We start from the raw sequence: 16,010 nt of genomic DNA on the forward strand, positions 1-16,010 counted from the left end.
CGCGGCGGTACCGTTGGTAGCGGCATGACTGGCATCAACGAGCACGAATCGGTCCTGCGCGTTTCAGACGCGGATCGCAACGGCACGCTGCGGCGGTTGCACAACGCCGTGGCGCTGGGGCTCATCGACATCGAGGAGTTCGAGGAACGCTCGGCGATGGTGTCCAGCGCCCGTTTACACGCGGACCTCGATGCGCTCGTCGGCGACCTGCCCGGACCAGGAGCGATCATCACCTCGGCCGCCGACAAGGTCGAACTGCGCGGCGTGCTCGGCTCGCTGAAACGTCACGGCGAGTGGACCGTGCCCACAAGGCTCGCGCTGCACCGCCGGATGGGTTCGGTGGATCTCGACCTGACGCGGGCGCGGTTCGCGGGTCCCATGGTCGTCGTCGAACTCGACATGAAATTCGGCGGACTCGACTTGCGGCTGCCAGACGGCGCCAGCGCCTCCATCGATGACGTCGAGGTCGTCGTCGGCAGCGCACACGACCACCGCAGGGATCCACCCGCCGAGGGCACGCCGCACGTCATCCTCACCGGCAAGGTGGTATGCGGGTCGGTCGACGTCCGTGGGCCGCGCAAATCCTGGCTGCGCCGCAACGGCTGAACACCGGCGTGCAGGTAGGGCGCACGCCGGGTGTCGGCGAACCGCTTGGCGAAACGTCGCCAACCTCGTCGATCTCGATGGGCGACGAGACTAGCTCGCCCTGCCGCTACCCTGGCGTCATGCCCGTTCGCACCGCACTTCGTCCCGGCGTGGTGTCTCCGACGCTGCCGGTGCCCAACGCGATTCCCCGGCCCGAGTACGCCTGGAAGCCGAGCGCCAACGAGGGCAGCGAGCCATGGGTTCAGACGCCCGAGGTGATCGAAAAGATGCGCGTCGCCGGACGCATCGCGGCGGGCGCGCTGGCCGAGGCAGGCAAGGCCGTCGCCCCGGGCGTGACGACCGACGAACTGGACCGCATCGCCCACGAGTACATGGTCGACCACGGCGCCTACCCGTCGACGCTGGGCTACAAGGGCTATCCCAAGTCGTGCTGCACCTCGTTGAACGAGATCATCTGCCACGGCATCCCGGACTCGACGGTCGTCGAAGACGGAGACATCGTCAACATCGACGTCACTGCCTACATCGACGGAGTGCACGGCGACACCAATGCGACCTATCTGGCCGGCGACGTGTCCGAGGAGCACCGCCTGCTCGTCGAGCGAACCCATGAGGCGACCATGCGCGCCATCAAGGCGGTCAAACCCGGTCGTGCGCTATCGGTGGTCGGACGGGTCATCGAGTCGTATGCAAACCGGTTCGGCTACAACGTGGTTCGTGATTTCACCGGCCACGGCATCGGGACCACCTTCCACAACGGACTCGTCGTGTTGCACTACGACCAGCCGGCCGTCGATACGGTGCTCGAGCCGGGGATGACGTTCACCATCGAACCGATGATCAACCTCGGCGCACTGGACTACGAGATCTGGGACGACGGCTGGACCGTCGCAACCAAGGACCGCAAGTGGACCGCACAGTTCGAGCACACGCTGGTGGTCACCGACGACGGCGCCGAGATCCTGACCCAGCTGTGAGCTCGGGCGCGCTGCTGGTCGCCGGAACCACCTCCGACGCCGGCAAGTCGATGGTCGTCGCGGGGCTGTGCCGGCTGCTGACCCGCAAGGGGATTCGCGTCGCACCGTTCAAGGCGCAGAACATGAGCAACAACTCCGCGGTCACCGTCGACGGCGGTGAGATCGGGCGGGCGCAGGCGATGCAGGCCCGCGCCGCCGGACTGGCACCACACACCAGGTTCAATCCGGTGTTGCTCAAGCCCGGCAGCGACCGGGCGTCGCAACTGGTGGTGCGGGGTCGCGCCGTCGGCACCGTGCGCGCAGGTGACTACTTCTCCCACCGGAGTGCACTCGCCGCCGTCGTGGCCGAGGAATTGGCAGGATTGCGAGACGAATTCGACGCCGTCATCTGCGAAGGCGCGGGATCGCCGGCCGAGATCAACCTGCGCGCAACCGATCTGGCCAACATGGGGCTCGCGCGCGCCGCCAACCTACCGGTCGTCGTCGTCGGCGACATCGACCGCGGCGGGCTGCTGGCCCACCTTTACGGGACCGTTGCCGTGCTCGAACCGGAAGACCAGCGGTTGATCAGCGGGTTCATCGTCAACAAATTCCGCGGCGATCCCGCGCTGCTGGCTCCGGGCCTGGACCAACTGCGCGCACTGACCGGCCGCCCGACCTACGGGGTGGTTCCCTACGCCGACGGTCTCTGGCTCGACACCGAGGACTCCGTCTCGGTGCTGGCCCATCGCGTCGTCGGCGATCCGCAGCCGCCGCGCGGACAGCGGTGGCTGCGCATCGCCGCGGTCCGGTTGCCGCGCATCTCGAATTCCACCGACGTGGAGGCGCTGGCGTGCGAACCCGGCGTGCTCGTCCGCTGGGTGACCGACCCGGTTGATCTGGCGGACGCCGACGTCGTGGTGATTCCCGGCAGCAAGGCCACCGTCGCCGACCTCGGCTGGCTGCGGGAGCGCGGCCTGGCCGACGGCATCACCGCGCACGCCGCGAGCGGCAGGGCGGTGCTGGGCATCTGCGGCGGCTTCCAAATGCTGTGCCGTCACATCGATGACACCGTGGAGTCCACGACCGGCGCGGTCACCGGTCTTGACCTGCTCGACGCCGACATCGTGTTCGCCGCGGAGAAGACGTTGTGTCGCCACGAATCCGCCCTACGCGGATACGAGATTCACCACGGGCTCGTCGCACGCTGCGCCGAGGACGACTGGCAGGGCGTCGGGGTCCGCCGCGGCATGGTCTACGGAACCCATTGGCACGGACTGCTCGACAACGACGATCTGCGCCGCCGCTGGCTCACCGAGGTGGGTCCGCCCGGCTTCGTCGTGGCCGACGACGTCGACGTCGCCGCACGTCGGGACGCCCAACTCGATCTGATGGCCGACCTGTTGACCGCGCACCTCGACATCGACGCCGTCATGGACCTGCTCGTCGACGGTCCGCCCGCGCGGCCGACGGTCGTCACCTCGGTCTAGTGTCCGGCGCGCACCTTCTCGCCGGGCAGCGCGCAAGATGTGCGAGTCACCAGCGAGACCGGAAGGATGGTCCGCCGCCGCAACCGCCGATTCGGTTCGTCGAGCCGGGCGAAGAGCCGATCGGCCGCGAAGCGGCCCATCTCGTCACCGTCCTGGTGGACCACTGTGATCGCGGGTCGAAGGGCGGCCGCCGTCGGGAAGTCGCCGAACCCGATCAGTCCGATGTCCTTGCGGCGCAACGCCTGTAAGGCCGATATGACTGCGATGGTGCAGCGGGCGTTGGACGAGAACACCGCGCTCGGCGGATCGGGGGCGTCGAGCGCCTTGCGCAATGCGGCCGTCAGCGTGGGGATGTCGAGCGCACCGATGTGAACGTGGCCCTGCGGCAGGCCCGCCTCATCAAGCGCCTGTTGCCAGCCCTTGTGCCGCAGCAGTCCGGTCACCGTGTCGTCGCCCATGAACGCGATGCTGCGGTGGCCGTGCGAAATGAGGTGACGGGTCCCGTCGCGTCCGCCTCCGACGTCGTCCTGCACCACCGCATCCGCGGTCAGCCGCCCCGGCTCCCGGTCGACGAACACCAGCGGCGTGCGCTTCTGCCACGGTCGCAGGTATGACATGTCGCGACCGACCGGACAGATGATCATGCCCGACACTTGGCGCTTCAACACCGCTTCGAGGGACCGCTGTTCGTGTGACGGTTCCCAGCCGACACTGGTCAGGATGACCGCGGCGTCACGTTTGCTCGCCTCGCGCTCGACCGCGTCGATGATGCTGGCGAAGAAGGGATCCGCGACGCCGGGGACCGCCACACCGATGGCGGCGTCGCGCCCGGCGCGGAAGGAGACGGCGAGCATGTTGGGCACGTACTGAAGTTCGTCGATCGCCCGCTCGACACGCTCACGGACATGGGCGGAGACGTAGCGGTCGTTGTTGACCACCCGCGAGACCGTCTTCGCACTCACCCCGGCATGGCGGGCGACGTCGCGCATCGTGGCCATCGACCGTCCCTCCTCGCTCGGTCAGCGGCAAGTATGTCACCGATGTCAGGGCGGGGCGGGCGAATCTTCTGACACCGGTGACACACTCGCGAATGTGGCGTACTCTCCGGCGCAGAAACTGCGTGACTTGGGTAACAAATTCAGGAGACGCCGAACGAGTGATCCCGCAATCGCAACTCCTGCCCCCGAACGTGGTTCCGCATTGGTATGCGGGCGGGCCGGCGTTGGCCGCGTGGCGTGGGCTGCCGCCGGTCGGTGAACGATCCCCCGAGGAGTGGGTCGGCGCCACGGTTGCCCGGTTCGGTGAGCCGGATCTCGGCCCTGCCCGGCTCGCCGATGGCAGGTTGTTGCGAGACGCGATCGGAGACGATCCCATCGGATGGGTCGGGCGCGATGACGCCGAGCCGGGTGACATCGGTGTGCTGGTGAAACTGCTGGACGCCGGCCAACGGCTACCCGTGCACGTGCACCCCACCCGCGAATTCGCCTGCAGCCATCTCGGGTGCCCATACGGAAAGACCGAGGCGTGGTACATCCTGCAGGCCGCCGACGGCGCGGCGGTCTGGGTGGGGTGGCGCGAAGAGGTTGACCCCGAACGGCTCTCGGCACTCGTCGAGGCTCAGGACACGGAAGCGATGCTTTCTCTGATGCACCGGATCGAGGTGCGCCCCGGCGACGGTGTGCTGGTCCCCGGGGGCACCCCGCACGCGATCGGGCGGGGCGTCTTGCTCGTGGAGGCGCAGGAACCCACCGACCAGTCGATCCTGTTGGAGCGGGCCAACACCACCGCCTCCGACGACGAGATCTTTCTCGGCCTCGACCGTGATGTTGCGCTATCGGCCGTCGACTCAGCGGCGCTCGACGATGTTGACGGGCTCCTTCGGCACGCCCGACCCGACACCGCCGGCTTGACCCCGGTCTTACCCGAGGCGGCGGCGGAGTACTTCCGCATGGATCTGCTCACCCCGCATGGCGATGCGCCCGCGGGGTTCGCCGTCGCGGTGGTGCTCTCCGGATCGGGGTCGTTGAGTCCGGCCAACGGCGAGTCCCTCGCTGTGACAAAGGGCAACACGCTCGTCGTACCCGCATCGTCGGGTCCATGGCACGTCGCGGGTGACCTCCGGCTGCTGGTCTGCCGGGCGGGGGAGTCCTGGCCGCCGCGACCAACGCCGAGCACACAGGAAGGCACGGGATGACAGCACTCCTGGAGGCGCGCGGACTGTCGCGCAGCTTCGGGCACGTCCGCGCGCTGGACGGCGCCGACTTCGACGTGGAGTCCGGCGAGGTCGTTGGCCTGATCGGCGACAACGGCGCAGGAAAGTCGACGCTCATCAAGGTGCTGTCGGGCAACCTCGACCTGGACGACGGTGAGATCTTCTTCGAAGGCAAGCGGCTCGAGCTGTCCGGGCCGCGGCAGGCCGAGGAATTCGGAATCGAGGTCGTCTACCAGGATCTGGCGCTCGCGCCCCATCTCAACCCGGTCCAGAACGTCTTTCTCGGCAGGGAGATTCCGCGCAAAGGCATCCTTGGGCATCTCGGATTCATGGACGAAAAAGCAATGCGCCGCAGCGCCGCCGCGTCATTCGCCGAACTGGGGGCGACGGTGAAATCGCTGAGCTCAGCGGTCGGTTCGATGTCCGGAGGCCAGCGGCAGGGGATCGCCATCGCCAGGGCGATGGCGTGGGCGAACAAGGTGCTGATCCTCGACGAGCCGACCGCGGCCCTCGGAGTCGTGCAGACCAAGAACGTGCTCGAGTCGATCAAGCGGGTGCGCGACAAGGGTATTGCCGTGGTGTTGATCAGTCACTCGATGCCGCACGTGCTCGAGGTGTGTGACCGCATTCAGGTGTTGCGACTCGGCAGGCGGGTCGCCACCTTTCCCGGGCGGGAGACCACCGTCGAGGAACTCGTCGGCGCCATGACCGGTGCACTGGATTCACGGGAAGGCGCCGCATGACCAGCCAAGGCGGATCGCGCACGAGCCTCGGTAACGCGGACGCGGTCATCGCGGCCGACGATGCGGACCCGGCGCGGTCGTTTCTCAAGCGCGTCGCCCGATTACAGGCGTTCTGGATCCTCGGTGTCCTCATCGTCATCTGCTTGTTCTTCACCGTCCTCGCGGGCGACCGCTTCCTGTCCACCGGGAACTTCTCGCTCATCTCCCAGAACGTCGCGGTGTGGGCGGTGCTCGGTGTCGGAATGACGTTCGTGATCATCACCTCGGGCATCGACCTGTCGGTCGGTTCGGTGCTGGTGTTCGCGTCGGTGGTGTCGGCGAAGGTGATGGAGGCGATGGGCGGCGCGGGGCCGGGTGTGGCCGCGATGGGGCTGATCGCCGCGATCGTGGGCGGTATGGCGTGGGGCATCGTCAACGGCGTGCTGGTGGCCGTGGCCAAGGTGCCCGCGCTGATCGTCACCCTCGGCACCCTCTCGGTCGCACTCGGTCTGGCTCAGGTCCTGACCGGTGGCATCGACATCCGGTCGGTGCCCGCGGAGCTGACCGACTTCAGCGCCTACACAAAGGTATTGGGCATTCCCGGGTTGCCTTTCGTGGCTCTGGTGATCGTAGTGCTCGGCGGAATCCTGCTGCACAAGACGAGGTTTGGCCGCTACACCTACGCGATCGGCTCGAACGAAGAGGCGGCCCGCCGCACCGGCATCAAAGTCACCCGGCACCTCGTGCTCGTCTACGCGTTGGCGGGCACGCTTGCCGGCATCGGGGCGATCCTCACCCTGGCACAGTTCGGCACGACCACGATCGCCGGCCAGTCACTGACCAATCTCAACGTCATCGCGGCGGTGGTGATCGGAGGCACGTCGATATTCGGAGGTGAGGGCAGCGTTTTCGGCACCGTGGTCGGCCTGTTCATCCCCGCCGTGCTGCAGTCCGGTTTCGTCATCATCGGCGTGCAACCGTTCTGGCAGGGCGTCGCGGTCGGCACGGTGCTCATCGCCGCCGTCTACGTCGATCAGTCCCGGCGCGCGGCCGCACTGCGTGGGGCCCGTTCGCGATTCGGCAAACGTAGGAAGTCACACGAAAGGAACGCCAGTGAACCGTAAGCGCGCAATGGTTGTCGCGGGAACATTGGGGGCCGTGGTGCTCGCACTGTCGTCATGCACGTCGTCGAAACCAGAGTCGTCGGATTCGGGCGAAGCGTCGAACGGCAACGCGCAGGAAGCGGCCGCGACCACTGTGACCGCACCCTCGAAGGCCAGCAAGGAATACAACATCGCGTTCCTGCAGGGCGTTTCCGGCGACCAGTTCTACATCACCATGCAATGCGGCGCCCAGGACGAGGCGGCGAAGCTGGGCGTCAAGGTCACGACACAAGGCCCGCAGAAGTTCGACCCGACGCTGCAGAAGCCGATTCTCGACTCGATCGTGGCCAGTAGGCCGGATGCCCTGTTGGTCGCACCGACCGACGTTGCCGCCATGCAGCAACCGCTGCAGCAGGCGGCCGCGGCGGGAATCAAGGTGGTGCTCGTGGACACCACGACGAACGACCCGTCGTATGCGGTGTCCGAGATCGCCAGTGACAACGAAGGCGGTGGCCGGGCGGCGTTCGAGGCCATCAAGAAGCTGCGCCCCGAGGGCGGCAAGGTCATGGTGATGAACATCGATCCCGGTGTGTCGACGACCGACGCCCGCGCCAAGGGTTTCGAAGAGGCGGTCAAGGGCGACAGCAAGTTCACCTACGTCGGCGTCCAGTACAGCCACAACGATCCGGCAACCGCTGCGCAGCTGATCGGTGCCCAGCTGCAGAAGGATCCGGATCTCGTCGGTGTCTTCGCCACGAACCTCTTCTCGGCCGAGGGTTCGGCCACCGGTGTACGTCAGGCGGGCAAGAGCGGCCAGGTGCAGGTCGTCGGCTTCGATGCCGGACCGAACCAGATGCAGGCGCTGCGGGAGGGCACGGTCCAGGCGCTCGTCGCGCAGGACCCCGGGCTGATCGGGAAGTTCGGTGTCGACGAGGCGGTGACGGCTCTCGACGGTGGCCAGAACACCAAGAAGGTGCAGACCGGGTTCACGATCATCACGAAGGAGAACCTCGACGGCGAAGGCGGCGCGGCGGCCTACAAATCGGACTGCTGATCGCTGCTGACGACACCCAGCAGGTGCGACACCGCATCGGCGATCGCGTCCCGGGCGGCGCTCAGCGGCTTGCGGGGGTCCACCCCGCCGCCGAGCGCCGCGCTCAGCCCCCCGGTGAAGGCGATGTTGAGCGCGGTCCCGATGTTGACTTTGACGATGCCTGCGCGCACCGCTGCCCGCAGCGTGTCGTCGGGAACGCCCGAGGAGCCATGTAAAACCAGCGGAATCGGGAGCGCGTCGCGCAACGTCGCGATCAAGTCGAGGTCGAGTTCGGCGGTCCGGGTGGTCATGGCGTGCGCGCTGCCGACGGCAACGGCGAGCGCGTCCACGCCCGTCGCCGCCACGAAGTCGGTGGCTTGCTGTGGATCGGTGCGCACGCCGGGCGCGTGGGCGCTGGTGGCCTGGGTGCTCTTGCCCCCGACGTAGCCGAGCTCGGCTTCCACCGCGAGGCCCTGGCCGTGCAGTTGTCGCGCGGCCCCGGCGGTGATGGCGACGTTCTGCGCGTAGGGAAGCGCGCCCGCGTCGACCATGACCGACGAGTAGCCGGCCGCGGCGGCGGCATGCCACAGGTCGGGAGTTTCGACATGGTCGAGGTGCAGGCTGACCGGGACCGCCGCGCCGGATGCCAGCGCCGTCAGCGCGGCGGCCAACGGCTCGATCCGGCCGCGGAACTTCACGGTGTTCTCGCTGACCTGCAGGATCACCGGCGCACCGGTCCGCTCGGCGCCGATCAGGATGCCTTCGGCATGCTCGAGCGTGATGACGTTGAAGGCGGCGACGCCGGTGCCCCGCGACCTCGCGTCGTCGACGAGCGCGGCGGTGGGGACCAGCGGCATGATGCTCCTGCTTGACGGCTTTCCAATCAGACGCAACCATATCCATGCAAACCCAACCACCGCAATGCCCCGGCGATCGGAGAGTGATGGCGGCTTTCGCCGGTCTCGACGTCGGGACCACGTCGAGCAAGGCCGTCGTCTACGGCGACGACGGCACCGTGCTGGGCACCGGGCGCGCCGCGACGCACTGGGATGTGGGCCTTTTCGGCACCCAGATTGATGCGAACGTCCTGTGGCGCAGCGCAAATGACGCGCTGAGCGAAGCAGCGGCCGCGGCGCGGGCGCGCGTGGCCGCGGTCGGTATCGCCAGCATGGGGGAGTCCGGTGTGCTGACCGACGCCAGGGAGCGGCCACTGGCGCCGGTGATCGCCTGGCACGACGACCGCGACGGTGACGAGGTGGCCGATCTCGTACGGCAACTCGGCGCCGAGGCATTCGGTGGCATCGCCGGCAAGCCTGCACGCGGGCAGTTTTCGCTGACGAAGCATCGCTGGCTGCGTGCCCACGAGCCATCGGCCCGCGACGCGACGACCCGCTTCGATGTCGGTGGCTGGGTGGTGCGGCGCCTCGGCGGAGACCCTGCCCTCGAACTGTCGCTGGCCGGGCGCACCGGTTGGCTCGACGTCGCGGCGCGCGACTGGTGGGACGACGCGCTGGACTGGTCCGGCGCCACTCGCGAGCTGATGCCGCCGCTCGTTGCGGCGGGTCAACCGCTGGGCCGGATCACCTGCGACGACGTGAGCCCACAGTTGCGAGGAGCCCTGCTGACGCTCGCCGGCCACGATCATCAGGCGTCGGCCCTCGGTGTCCGTGCGACCGGCCCTGGCCACGAGCTCGACTCGTCGGGTACCGCAGAAGCGTTGGTGCGCACCGTATTCGATGCGCCGACGCGCGTTCAGGCGGCCCGGCTAGCCGCCGTGGGCATCACAACCGACCCGAGCATCGAAGCGGACCGTTGGACACTGCTCGGCGGCACCGAGGGCGGCCTGGCGCAGAACCGTGCACTGGAGATGCTCGGTGTGAGCGCCGACGGACTGGCCGCGCTCGACGCCGCTGCCGAGCGGTCTGCCGAAGGACGGGTCGTCGTCGGTGGTCTGGGTGCCGATGCGCTCACTCTCGGTGGAATCGCCGGCGGCGTGGGCCCCGGTGAAGTGTGGAAGGCGGTTGTCGCCGCCGCCGCCGACGAGGCATGGGCGCTGCACTGCGCGATGGATGACGTCGTCGGGCCCGCGCGACGCGTGGTGGTCACCGGCGGATGGCGCCACAGCGCAGAAGTCATGCGCGCCAAGCGCGCCCGCTTCACCTCGCTGGAGGTGTCGAACGTCGACGAGGCGGGCGCACTGGGTGCCGCGACACTGGCCGCGCGGGCAGCAGGCGCAATTGGACCCGACGAACACCTGGGCGCATCGTGACCGCGCCGGAGCGGACGTGGTTCGCCGACGAACGACATGCCGAGGTGCTTCGCCTGCTGGCGACCGAACACCGCGTCGAAAGTGCCGGACTGGCCCGGCACTTCGGGGTCAGCGCCGAAAGTATCCGCAAGGATCTGGCCCAGCTCGAAGCGCGTGGACTCCTGCGTCGCGTGCACGGCGGCGCTGTCCCCAGCCAGCGCCAGAACGAGGAGCGGGCCGTCGTCGCCCGCACCGAGTACGCCGAACAGAAGATGGCCATCGCCAAGCACGCCCTGCGCCTCGTGCCGGACGGCGGCGCGCTTCTGCTCGATGCGGGATCGACCACGCTGCGGCTCGCCGAACTGCTGCCCGCCGACCGTGGTCTCGTGGTCTACACGAACGCGATCCCGCTGGCGTCGGTATTGCTGCAGCGGGGCATCGCCGTAATCAGCCTCGGCGGCCGCCTGCGGCCCGAGACGGGGGCCGCCGTCGGACCGCTCACCGTCGCCGCGCTCGGCGGGATCAACGTCGACGTCGCGTTCCTCGGCACCAACGCGCTCTCGTTCGACCGCGGACTCACCACTCCGGACGCCGACGAGGCCCTGGTGAAGCACGCGATGCTGGCGGCCGCGCGCCAGCGGGTATTCCTGGTCGACAGAAGTAAATTCGGTCGCGAGAGCCTGGCGAAGCACGCCGACCTCGACGACGTCGACGTCCTGGTCACCGACGCCGCGATCAGCGCACAGCACCGCAGGCGTCTGCTTGCGCGAGACGTCGCCGTCGAGGTGGCCCGATGATCGTCACGGTCACCGCGAACCCGAGCCTGGACCGGACGCTGCACCTGTCGCGGTTCGTGCCCGGCGAAGTCAACCGCGCGGCCTCGACGATGGTGGAGCCGAGCGGCAAGGGCGTCAACGTCGCGCTTGCACTGCACGGCGTCGGGGCGGCGGTGCGCGCGGTGCTCCCGGTCGGCGGCAGCGTGGGCGAGGAGATCACCGCGCTTCTCGACGATCTCGGACTGGAACACGTCGACGTGCCGATCGACGGCGCGCTGCGGTCCAACATCACGCTGGTCGAGGCCGACGGGCGGACCAGCAAGGTAAATGAGCCGGGCCCCCGGTTGTCGGTCCTCGAAGCCGAGGCGTTGTGCGCAATGTCGTTGTCCAGCAGCGAGTCCGACGACTGGGTTGTATGGGCTGGCAGTCTTCCCGACGGCTTCGCGCCGCATCGGCTCGCCGCGGCGGTGGCCGAGGCCAGGGCGAGAGGTCGTCTCGTTGCGCTGGACAGCTCCGGGGCGCCATTCGAACATGTGCTGGCCCACGACGGCGAGGGCCTGCCGCATCTGGTCAAGCCCAACGCCGAGGAACTCGCGGAGGTCACCGGCCGGTCGTTGCTGACCCTCGGCGATGCAACCGACGCCGCACACCTGCTGCTGGCCCGCGGCGTACGGGTCGTGCTGGTCAGCTTGGGGCGGAACGGCGCGCTGCTCGTCGCCGCCAACCTGCCGCACCCCCTGCACGGCACCGCACCCGTTGAGCGGGTCGTCAACACCGTCGGGGCGGGGGACGCATTTCTGGCCGGCTGGCTGGCCGCCGTGGGCGCCGGAATGCCGAGTGTCGAGGCGTTCGCCAACGCGTTGCGGTTCGGCGCCACGGCCGTCGAACACCAGGGCACGCTGCTCGGGGTTCCCGATCCGAACCGCCCCGTCTCGATCGTGCCCGTAGAAGCGCACACACCACTCAGTTGACGGCTGGCTCGCCGAGCAGTTCGTCGTCGACTCCGACGAGCACCTTCACATGTTCTCCGCCGGCCGACAACGCATAGGCATCGGCGGCTCGGGCCATCGATACCTGGGCGGTGACGATCTCGTCGACGTCGACCGTGCCATCGACGAGGAGCCGGATCGACTCCGCGTAGTCCTCCGGCAGATAGGTGGCGCTGCCCTGGATGCGGATCTGGTGGTCCTGCACGATTGCCAGGGGAATCGCGACATCGCCGGTCGGCACACCGACGACGACGACGGTGCCGCCCTTGCTGGCCATCTCGACCGCTTGCCGGACCGTGGGCGTGATTGCGACGCAATCGAACACCACGTCGGCACTCTCGCCCAGTGCTGCGCGCGCCTGCGCGACGATGTCGTGTGCCCCTGCGTCGAGCGCGACGTCGGCGCCGAGCCGCGTGGCGCGTTCGCGCTTGGCGGCCAGCGGATCGGTGATCACGACGCGTTTGGCGCCGTGGGCTTGCGCGACGGCCAACACGAGAAGCCCAATGGTTCCCGCCCCGAGGATCACGACGGCCTTGCCGTGAACGTCGCCCGCGACGCGGACGGCGTGCACCGGGGTCGACATCGGCTCGACGAGGGCCGCCGCCCGATAGTCCAAGCTGTCAGGGATGACGTGAACGCGGTTCGCGGGAATGGTGAAGTAGTCCGCCATTCCACCCTGGACGTATCCGCAGCCGAAGAATTGCAGGTTCTCACACAGGTTCTCGGTGCCGCGGCGGCATTGCTTGCAATTCCAGCACGGTAAGTCGGGTTCGACGGTCACTCGCGCCCCGACCTCGACGCTGTCGACATCGTCGGCCCGCGCGGCCACCACGCCGACGACCTCGTGGCCCGGATGGTAGGGCAGCGCGATGAACGGGTGGCGTCCGTGCGCGGCGTGGGTGTCCGAGCCGCACACCCCGGCGACCACCGAATGCACGAGCACCTCACCCGGCATCGGCTCCGGCGTGGCCGCCTCGACAACATCGATGGAATCGGGCGAGACCACCACCCGCCGCATCACCTCCGGCACACCCATGAGCACCTCCTAGCTGCTTGCAAAATTACCCGCCGGATTGCGGCAGGATGGCGCCGCCCGCGATGTCGAGTCGGTGACCGTCGAAGTGGACATCGCGCAGGTCGGCGACCGCCAGCGTGACGGGCGCAGCGGCCGCTGCGGGCCCGACACCGACGACGGTGAGGACGCCTGCGGCGCGCGCCGAAGCGATCCCGGCGGGCGCGTCCTCGAATACGGCGCATCGCGTCGGTGGGAGTCGCAAGCGCTGTGCGGCGAGCAGGTAGGGATCACCGAAGGGCTTGCCGTTCTCGACGTCCTCACCGGTGATCAGGACCGCCGCCGTCGGCAGACCGGCCGATGCCATGCGGGCGGTGGCCAGCGCGCGGTTGCCTGAAGTGACGACGGCCCAGCTCCCGGCGGGACAGGATTCGAGCAGTCGGTGTGCGCCGGCTATCGCCCCCACTTCGGTGGCGCAGTCCAGCTCCTGCTGTTTGAGTTCGGCCACTGCGGTGGCGAGATCGGTTGGATCGCTTATTAATTCGGCAACGAGATCGCTGATCCGCCTGCCGTGTTCGATGTCGCGGTGGAAATCGAAACCCGGCGCCCACCGCTTCGCCCACTGATTCCAGGCGACCGCAGCGGAGTCGTGCGAGTCGACAAGGACGCCGTCGCAGTCGAGGAGAAGGCCGTCGACGTCGAAGCTCACGGTGTCGTTGCCCGTCACCTGTGCAGGGTATATGACACCGATGTCAGAGGCGTGTGATGATGAGCCGCACTGCGCAGCCGACACCGAAAGCGAGCAGCCCATGGCTGATTTCACCGGACGAGCGGTGTTGGTGACCGGTGCGACCGGAGGTATCGGCGCGGCCACCGTGCGCCGCCTGATCGGACAGGGTGCGATGGTCTACGCGGGCGGACGCAACCCCGACGGACTTGCCGAACTCGCCGCCGAAACGGGCGCGCGTCCCCTCCCGTTCGATCTCACCTCCGAAGACGAGATCCGCACCGCCGTCACGAATCTCGACCTCTGGGGCGTGGTGAACTGCGGTGGCTTCGGCGGCGAGATCGCGACGCCCCAGGACACCGACATCGAGGTGTTCGACAAGGTCATCGCCATCAACGCCCGAGGCAGCCTGCTGGTCATCAAGCACGTGGCCCCGGGGATGATCGAGCGCGGCGGCGGTTCGATCGTCAACGTATCGAGCCAAGCGAGTCTTGTAGCGCTGCCCGGCCATGTCTCGTACGGGTCGTCCAAGGCCGCGGTGGACAACATCACCCGGGTGAGTGCGCTCGAGCTCGGCAAGCACAACATCCGCGTGAACAGTGTCAATCCCACCGTGGTCATGACGGAGATGTCCGCCGATTTCTGGGGGCGTCCTGACGTCGGCCCCGCCTTTCTGGCGCAGATGCCACTCGGGCGCTGGGCCACCGAGGACGAGATCGCCGCGCCGATCGTTTTCCTGCTCAGCGACGACGCCGCAATGATCACCGGGACCTCGCTGCCGATCGACGGCGGGTACACCTGCCGCTGACGTCGGCGTGGGTAGCCTGAGCACATGATCAGGCGGTACGCGGTGCTCGCCCTGCTCGCCCTGCTCGCTGTGGTAGTCAGCGCGTGCGGTTCCACCGTGTCGGGCACCGCGACCTGGCCCGGTGCCCGATTGGAGAGGGCCGTGCTGACCGCGCAGGACTTTCCGCCCGGCGTGCAGTACGACCGCATCGTCCGTGAGCCCGGACAGTCCGACGGCGCGGCGGGTCCGCCGGGCATGCTGTCGCGGCCCGAGGGATGTTCGGACGCGCTGACCCGGGTCATCTCCGAGTCCGCCCAACGCGGTGCGGGAAGCGCGGCCGAATACGTCGTCGCCTACGACGGTGCCCGCATGGTGATCACCGTGCTGACGTGGTCGCTGGACCTCGACCGGCTGGCGGCGTCGGCCGATCGGTGCGCACATTTCGAGGCGTACTTCGACACGTCGTCGCCCGGCATTCCGATGACTACCGCCCGGCTCGAGACACCGCGCGCCGATGCGCTGGTGTACCAGCAGACGATGCGCCTGGGAAACACGGACAGTAGTGTCTACTTCTCGTTCGAGAACGTCGGCCGGATGGCGGTGTTCGGAATCGCATTCCCCACACCGGATCCCTCGATTGCCGTCAAAGGTTCGCTGCCGCAAACATTTTTGGATACGACGGCCAAGCAGGCCGAGCGCGCGCAGTCCGCGTGACGCTCCGCTGACAGCGAACGAAAAAACCGCCCGCAACCTTGGCATGCCGCTGTAGCGTGGCCGAATGCCTTCCACCACGGTCACCGTCGACGGCTTCGGCGTGCCCGTCGGCGTCGCGGGGCCGGAGAAGGGCTCTGTCGTGGCGATGCTCGGCGCGGCACAGCATGCGCCCGCCGCGTACGACGCGGTGTGTCAGCGGCTGCACACAGCGTCGCTGCGAACCGTCGTCGTCGGACCCGACCCACGGCTGACCGCCAAATCAGTGGTCGGCATCCTCGACGCGCTCGACGTGAAATGGGCGCTGCTGGTGGGCGACCGGATCGGGGGCGAGCTGGCGTGGGAACTCGCCGCGACGAGGTTGGACCGGTTCATCGGGTTGGTGGTGATCGACCGCGGCCACCCGCGCGTCGCCGACATGGCCGGCGTGATCCGCGACGAGCATTGCCCGCCGGTGGAGATGAACACCACCGCACTGGTCAGCACTGCCGCCGCGCGAGCAGTCGCGAAGGCCAGCCAGCGCTATGTGTACGGGGACTACCGGCTGGTCGAGATGCTGGGCAGGCGCAATGCCGCCGAGTCCACCGCGCAACTGGCCGCCGAGATCGTGCTGCGCACCAGCAACTGGTGATCGCCGG

At 68.4% G+C, this 16,010-nt stretch carries 17 protein-coding genes; 13 read left to right on the top strand and 4 right to left on the bottom strand.

Going from position 1 to position 16,010, the window contains the following annotated elements:
• The first annotated feature begins 24 nt into the window (after positions 1–24).
• The 3 genes from N4S67_RS13160 (at position 25) to N4S67_RS13170 (ending at position 3,052) form a co-directional block, all read left to right on the top strand.
• Positions 25–606 (top strand): DUF1707 SHOCT-like domain-containing protein, encoded by a 582-nt coding sequence (locus N4S67_RS13160; protein ID WP_260993416.1) that lies wholly within the window; start codon positions 25–27, stop codon positions 604–606.
• A 119-nt stretch (positions 607–725) separates the two neighbouring features.
• Positions 726–1,583 carry a type I methionyl aminopeptidase gene (map, locus tag N4S67_RS13165; protein ID WP_260993417.1) on the top strand — a complete coding sequence of 286 codons (858 nt, stop codon included), beginning with the start codon at positions 726–728 and terminating at the stop codon, positions 1,581–1,583.
• Positions 1,580–3,052 (top strand): cobyric acid synthase, encoded by a 1,473-nt coding sequence (locus N4S67_RS13170; protein ID WP_260993418.1) that lies wholly within the window; start codon positions 1,580–1,582, stop codon positions 3,050–3,052. The genes map and N4S67_RS13170 overlap by 4 nt, the downstream gene beginning before the upstream one ends.
• Here N4S67_RS13170 and N4S67_RS13175 read toward each other — a convergent pair.
• Positions 3,049–4,050 (bottom strand): LacI family DNA-binding transcriptional regulator, encoded by a 1,002-nt coding sequence (locus tag N4S67_RS13175; RefSeq protein WP_260993419.1) that lies wholly within the window; start codon positions 4,048–4,050, stop codon positions 3,049–3,051. The two genes, N4S67_RS13170 and N4S67_RS13175, sit on opposite strands and share 4 nt — an antisense overlap.
• A 158-nt stretch (positions 4,051–4,208) precedes the next feature.
• Between N4S67_RS13175 and N4S67_RS13180 the strand changes: the two genes are divergently transcribed.
• From N4S67_RS13180 to N4S67_RS13195, 4 genes are read left to right on the top strand one after another with little or no spacing between them, the layout of a single operon-like run.
• Positions 4,209–5,246 (top strand): class I mannose-6-phosphate isomerase, encoded by a 1,038-nt coding sequence (locus N4S67_RS13180; protein WP_260993420.1) that lies wholly within the window; start codon positions 4,209–4,211, stop codon positions 5,244–5,246.
• Positions 5,243–6,007, top strand: coding sequence for an ATP-binding cassette domain-containing protein (locus N4S67_RS13185; RefSeq protein ID WP_260993421.1), 765 nt, complete (start codon positions 5,243–5,245; stop codon positions 6,005–6,007). Before N4S67_RS13180 ends, N4S67_RS13185 begins: the two co-directional genes overlap by 4 nt.
• Positions 6,004–7,110: an ABC transporter permease gene (locus N4S67_RS13190; RefSeq protein WP_260993422.1), complete on the top strand. Its 1,107-nt coding sequence runs from the start codon at positions 6,004–6,006 to the stop codon at positions 7,108–7,110. The genes N4S67_RS13185 and N4S67_RS13190 overlap by 4 nt, the downstream gene beginning before the upstream one ends.
• A complete protein-coding gene (locus N4S67_RS13195) occupies positions 7,100–8,143 on the top strand; it encodes an ABC transporter substrate-binding protein (RefSeq protein ID WP_260993423.1) in 1,044 nt (347 codons plus the stop codon). Before N4S67_RS13190 ends, N4S67_RS13195 begins: the two co-directional genes overlap by 11 nt.
• Here the strand turns inward: N4S67_RS13195 and N4S67_RS13200 are convergent.
• Positions 8,125–8,979 carry a class II fructose-bisphosphate aldolase gene (locus tag N4S67_RS13200; RefSeq protein ID WP_260993424.1) on the bottom strand — a complete coding sequence of 285 codons (855 nt, stop codon included), beginning with the start codon at positions 8,977–8,979 and terminating at the stop codon, positions 8,125–8,127. The two genes, N4S67_RS13195 and N4S67_RS13200, sit on opposite strands and share 19 nt — an antisense overlap.
• 86 nt (positions 8,980–9,065) lie before the next feature.
• Here N4S67_RS13200 and N4S67_RS13205 point away from each other — a divergent pair, with 86 nt between their 5' ends.
• From N4S67_RS13205 to N4S67_RS13215, 3 genes are read left to right on the top strand one after another with little or no spacing between them, the layout of a single operon-like run.
• Positions 9,066–10,391 (top strand): FGGY family carbohydrate kinase, encoded by a 1,326-nt coding sequence (locus N4S67_RS13205; RefSeq protein WP_260993425.1) that lies wholly within the window; start codon positions 9,066–9,068, stop codon positions 10,389–10,391.
• On the top strand, positions 10,388–11,167 hold the full coding sequence (locus N4S67_RS13210) for a DeoR/GlpR family DNA-binding transcription regulator (RefSeq protein WP_260993426.1): 780 nt from the start codon (positions 10,388–10,390) through the stop codon (positions 11,165–11,167). The genes N4S67_RS13205 and N4S67_RS13210 overlap by 4 nt, the downstream gene beginning before the upstream one ends.
• A complete protein-coding gene (locus N4S67_RS13215) occupies positions 11,164–12,117 on the top strand; it encodes a 1-phosphofructokinase family hexose kinase (protein WP_260993427.1) in 954 nt (317 codons plus the stop codon). The genes N4S67_RS13210 and N4S67_RS13215 overlap by 4 nt, the downstream gene beginning before the upstream one ends.
• Here N4S67_RS13215 and N4S67_RS13220 read toward each other — a convergent pair.
• Together N4S67_RS13220 and N4S67_RS13225 are read right to left on the bottom strand one after the other, a co-directional pair.
• Positions 12,110–13,171 (bottom strand): zinc-dependent alcohol dehydrogenase, encoded by a 1,062-nt coding sequence (locus tag N4S67_RS13220; RefSeq protein WP_260993428.1) that lies wholly within the window; start codon positions 13,169–13,171, stop codon positions 12,110–12,112. The genes N4S67_RS13215 and N4S67_RS13220 overlap by 8 nt on opposite strands.
• Positions 13,172–13,196: 25 nt before the next feature.
• Positions 13,197–13,874, bottom strand: coding sequence for an HAD-IA family hydrolase (locus N4S67_RS13225; RefSeq protein WP_260993429.1), 678 nt, complete (start codon positions 13,872–13,874; stop codon positions 13,197–13,199).
• An 82-nt stretch (positions 13,875–13,956) separates the two neighbouring features.
• On the opposite strand from N4S67_RS13225, the gene N4S67_RS13230 reads away from it, so the two are divergent.
• From N4S67_RS13230 to N4S67_RS13240, 3 genes are all read left to right on the top strand, one after another.
• On the top strand, positions 13,957–14,682 hold the full coding sequence (locus N4S67_RS13230) for an SDR family oxidoreductase (protein WP_260993430.1): 726 nt from the start codon (positions 13,957–13,959) through the stop codon (positions 14,680–14,682).
• Between the two features lie 24 nt (positions 14,683–14,706).
• Positions 14,707–15,375: a hypothetical protein gene (locus N4S67_RS13235; RefSeq protein WP_260993431.1), complete on the top strand. Its 669-nt coding sequence runs from the start codon at positions 14,707–14,709 to the stop codon at positions 15,373–15,375.
• Between the two features lie 64 nt (positions 15,376–15,439).
• The gene (locus N4S67_RS13240; RefSeq protein WP_260993432.1) at positions 15,440–16,003 is read left to right on the top strand and encodes an alpha/beta fold hydrolase; all 564 of its coding nucleotides are present in this window, start codon (positions 15,440–15,442) and stop codon (positions 16,001–16,003) included.
• Positions 16,004–16,010: the final 7 nt, after the last annotated feature.

It is taken from the genome of Mycobacterium deserti, from assembly GCF_025345615.1.
Lineage (GTDB): Bacteria > Actinomycetota > Actinomycetes > Mycobacteriales > Mycobacteriaceae > Mycobacterium > Mycobacterium deserti.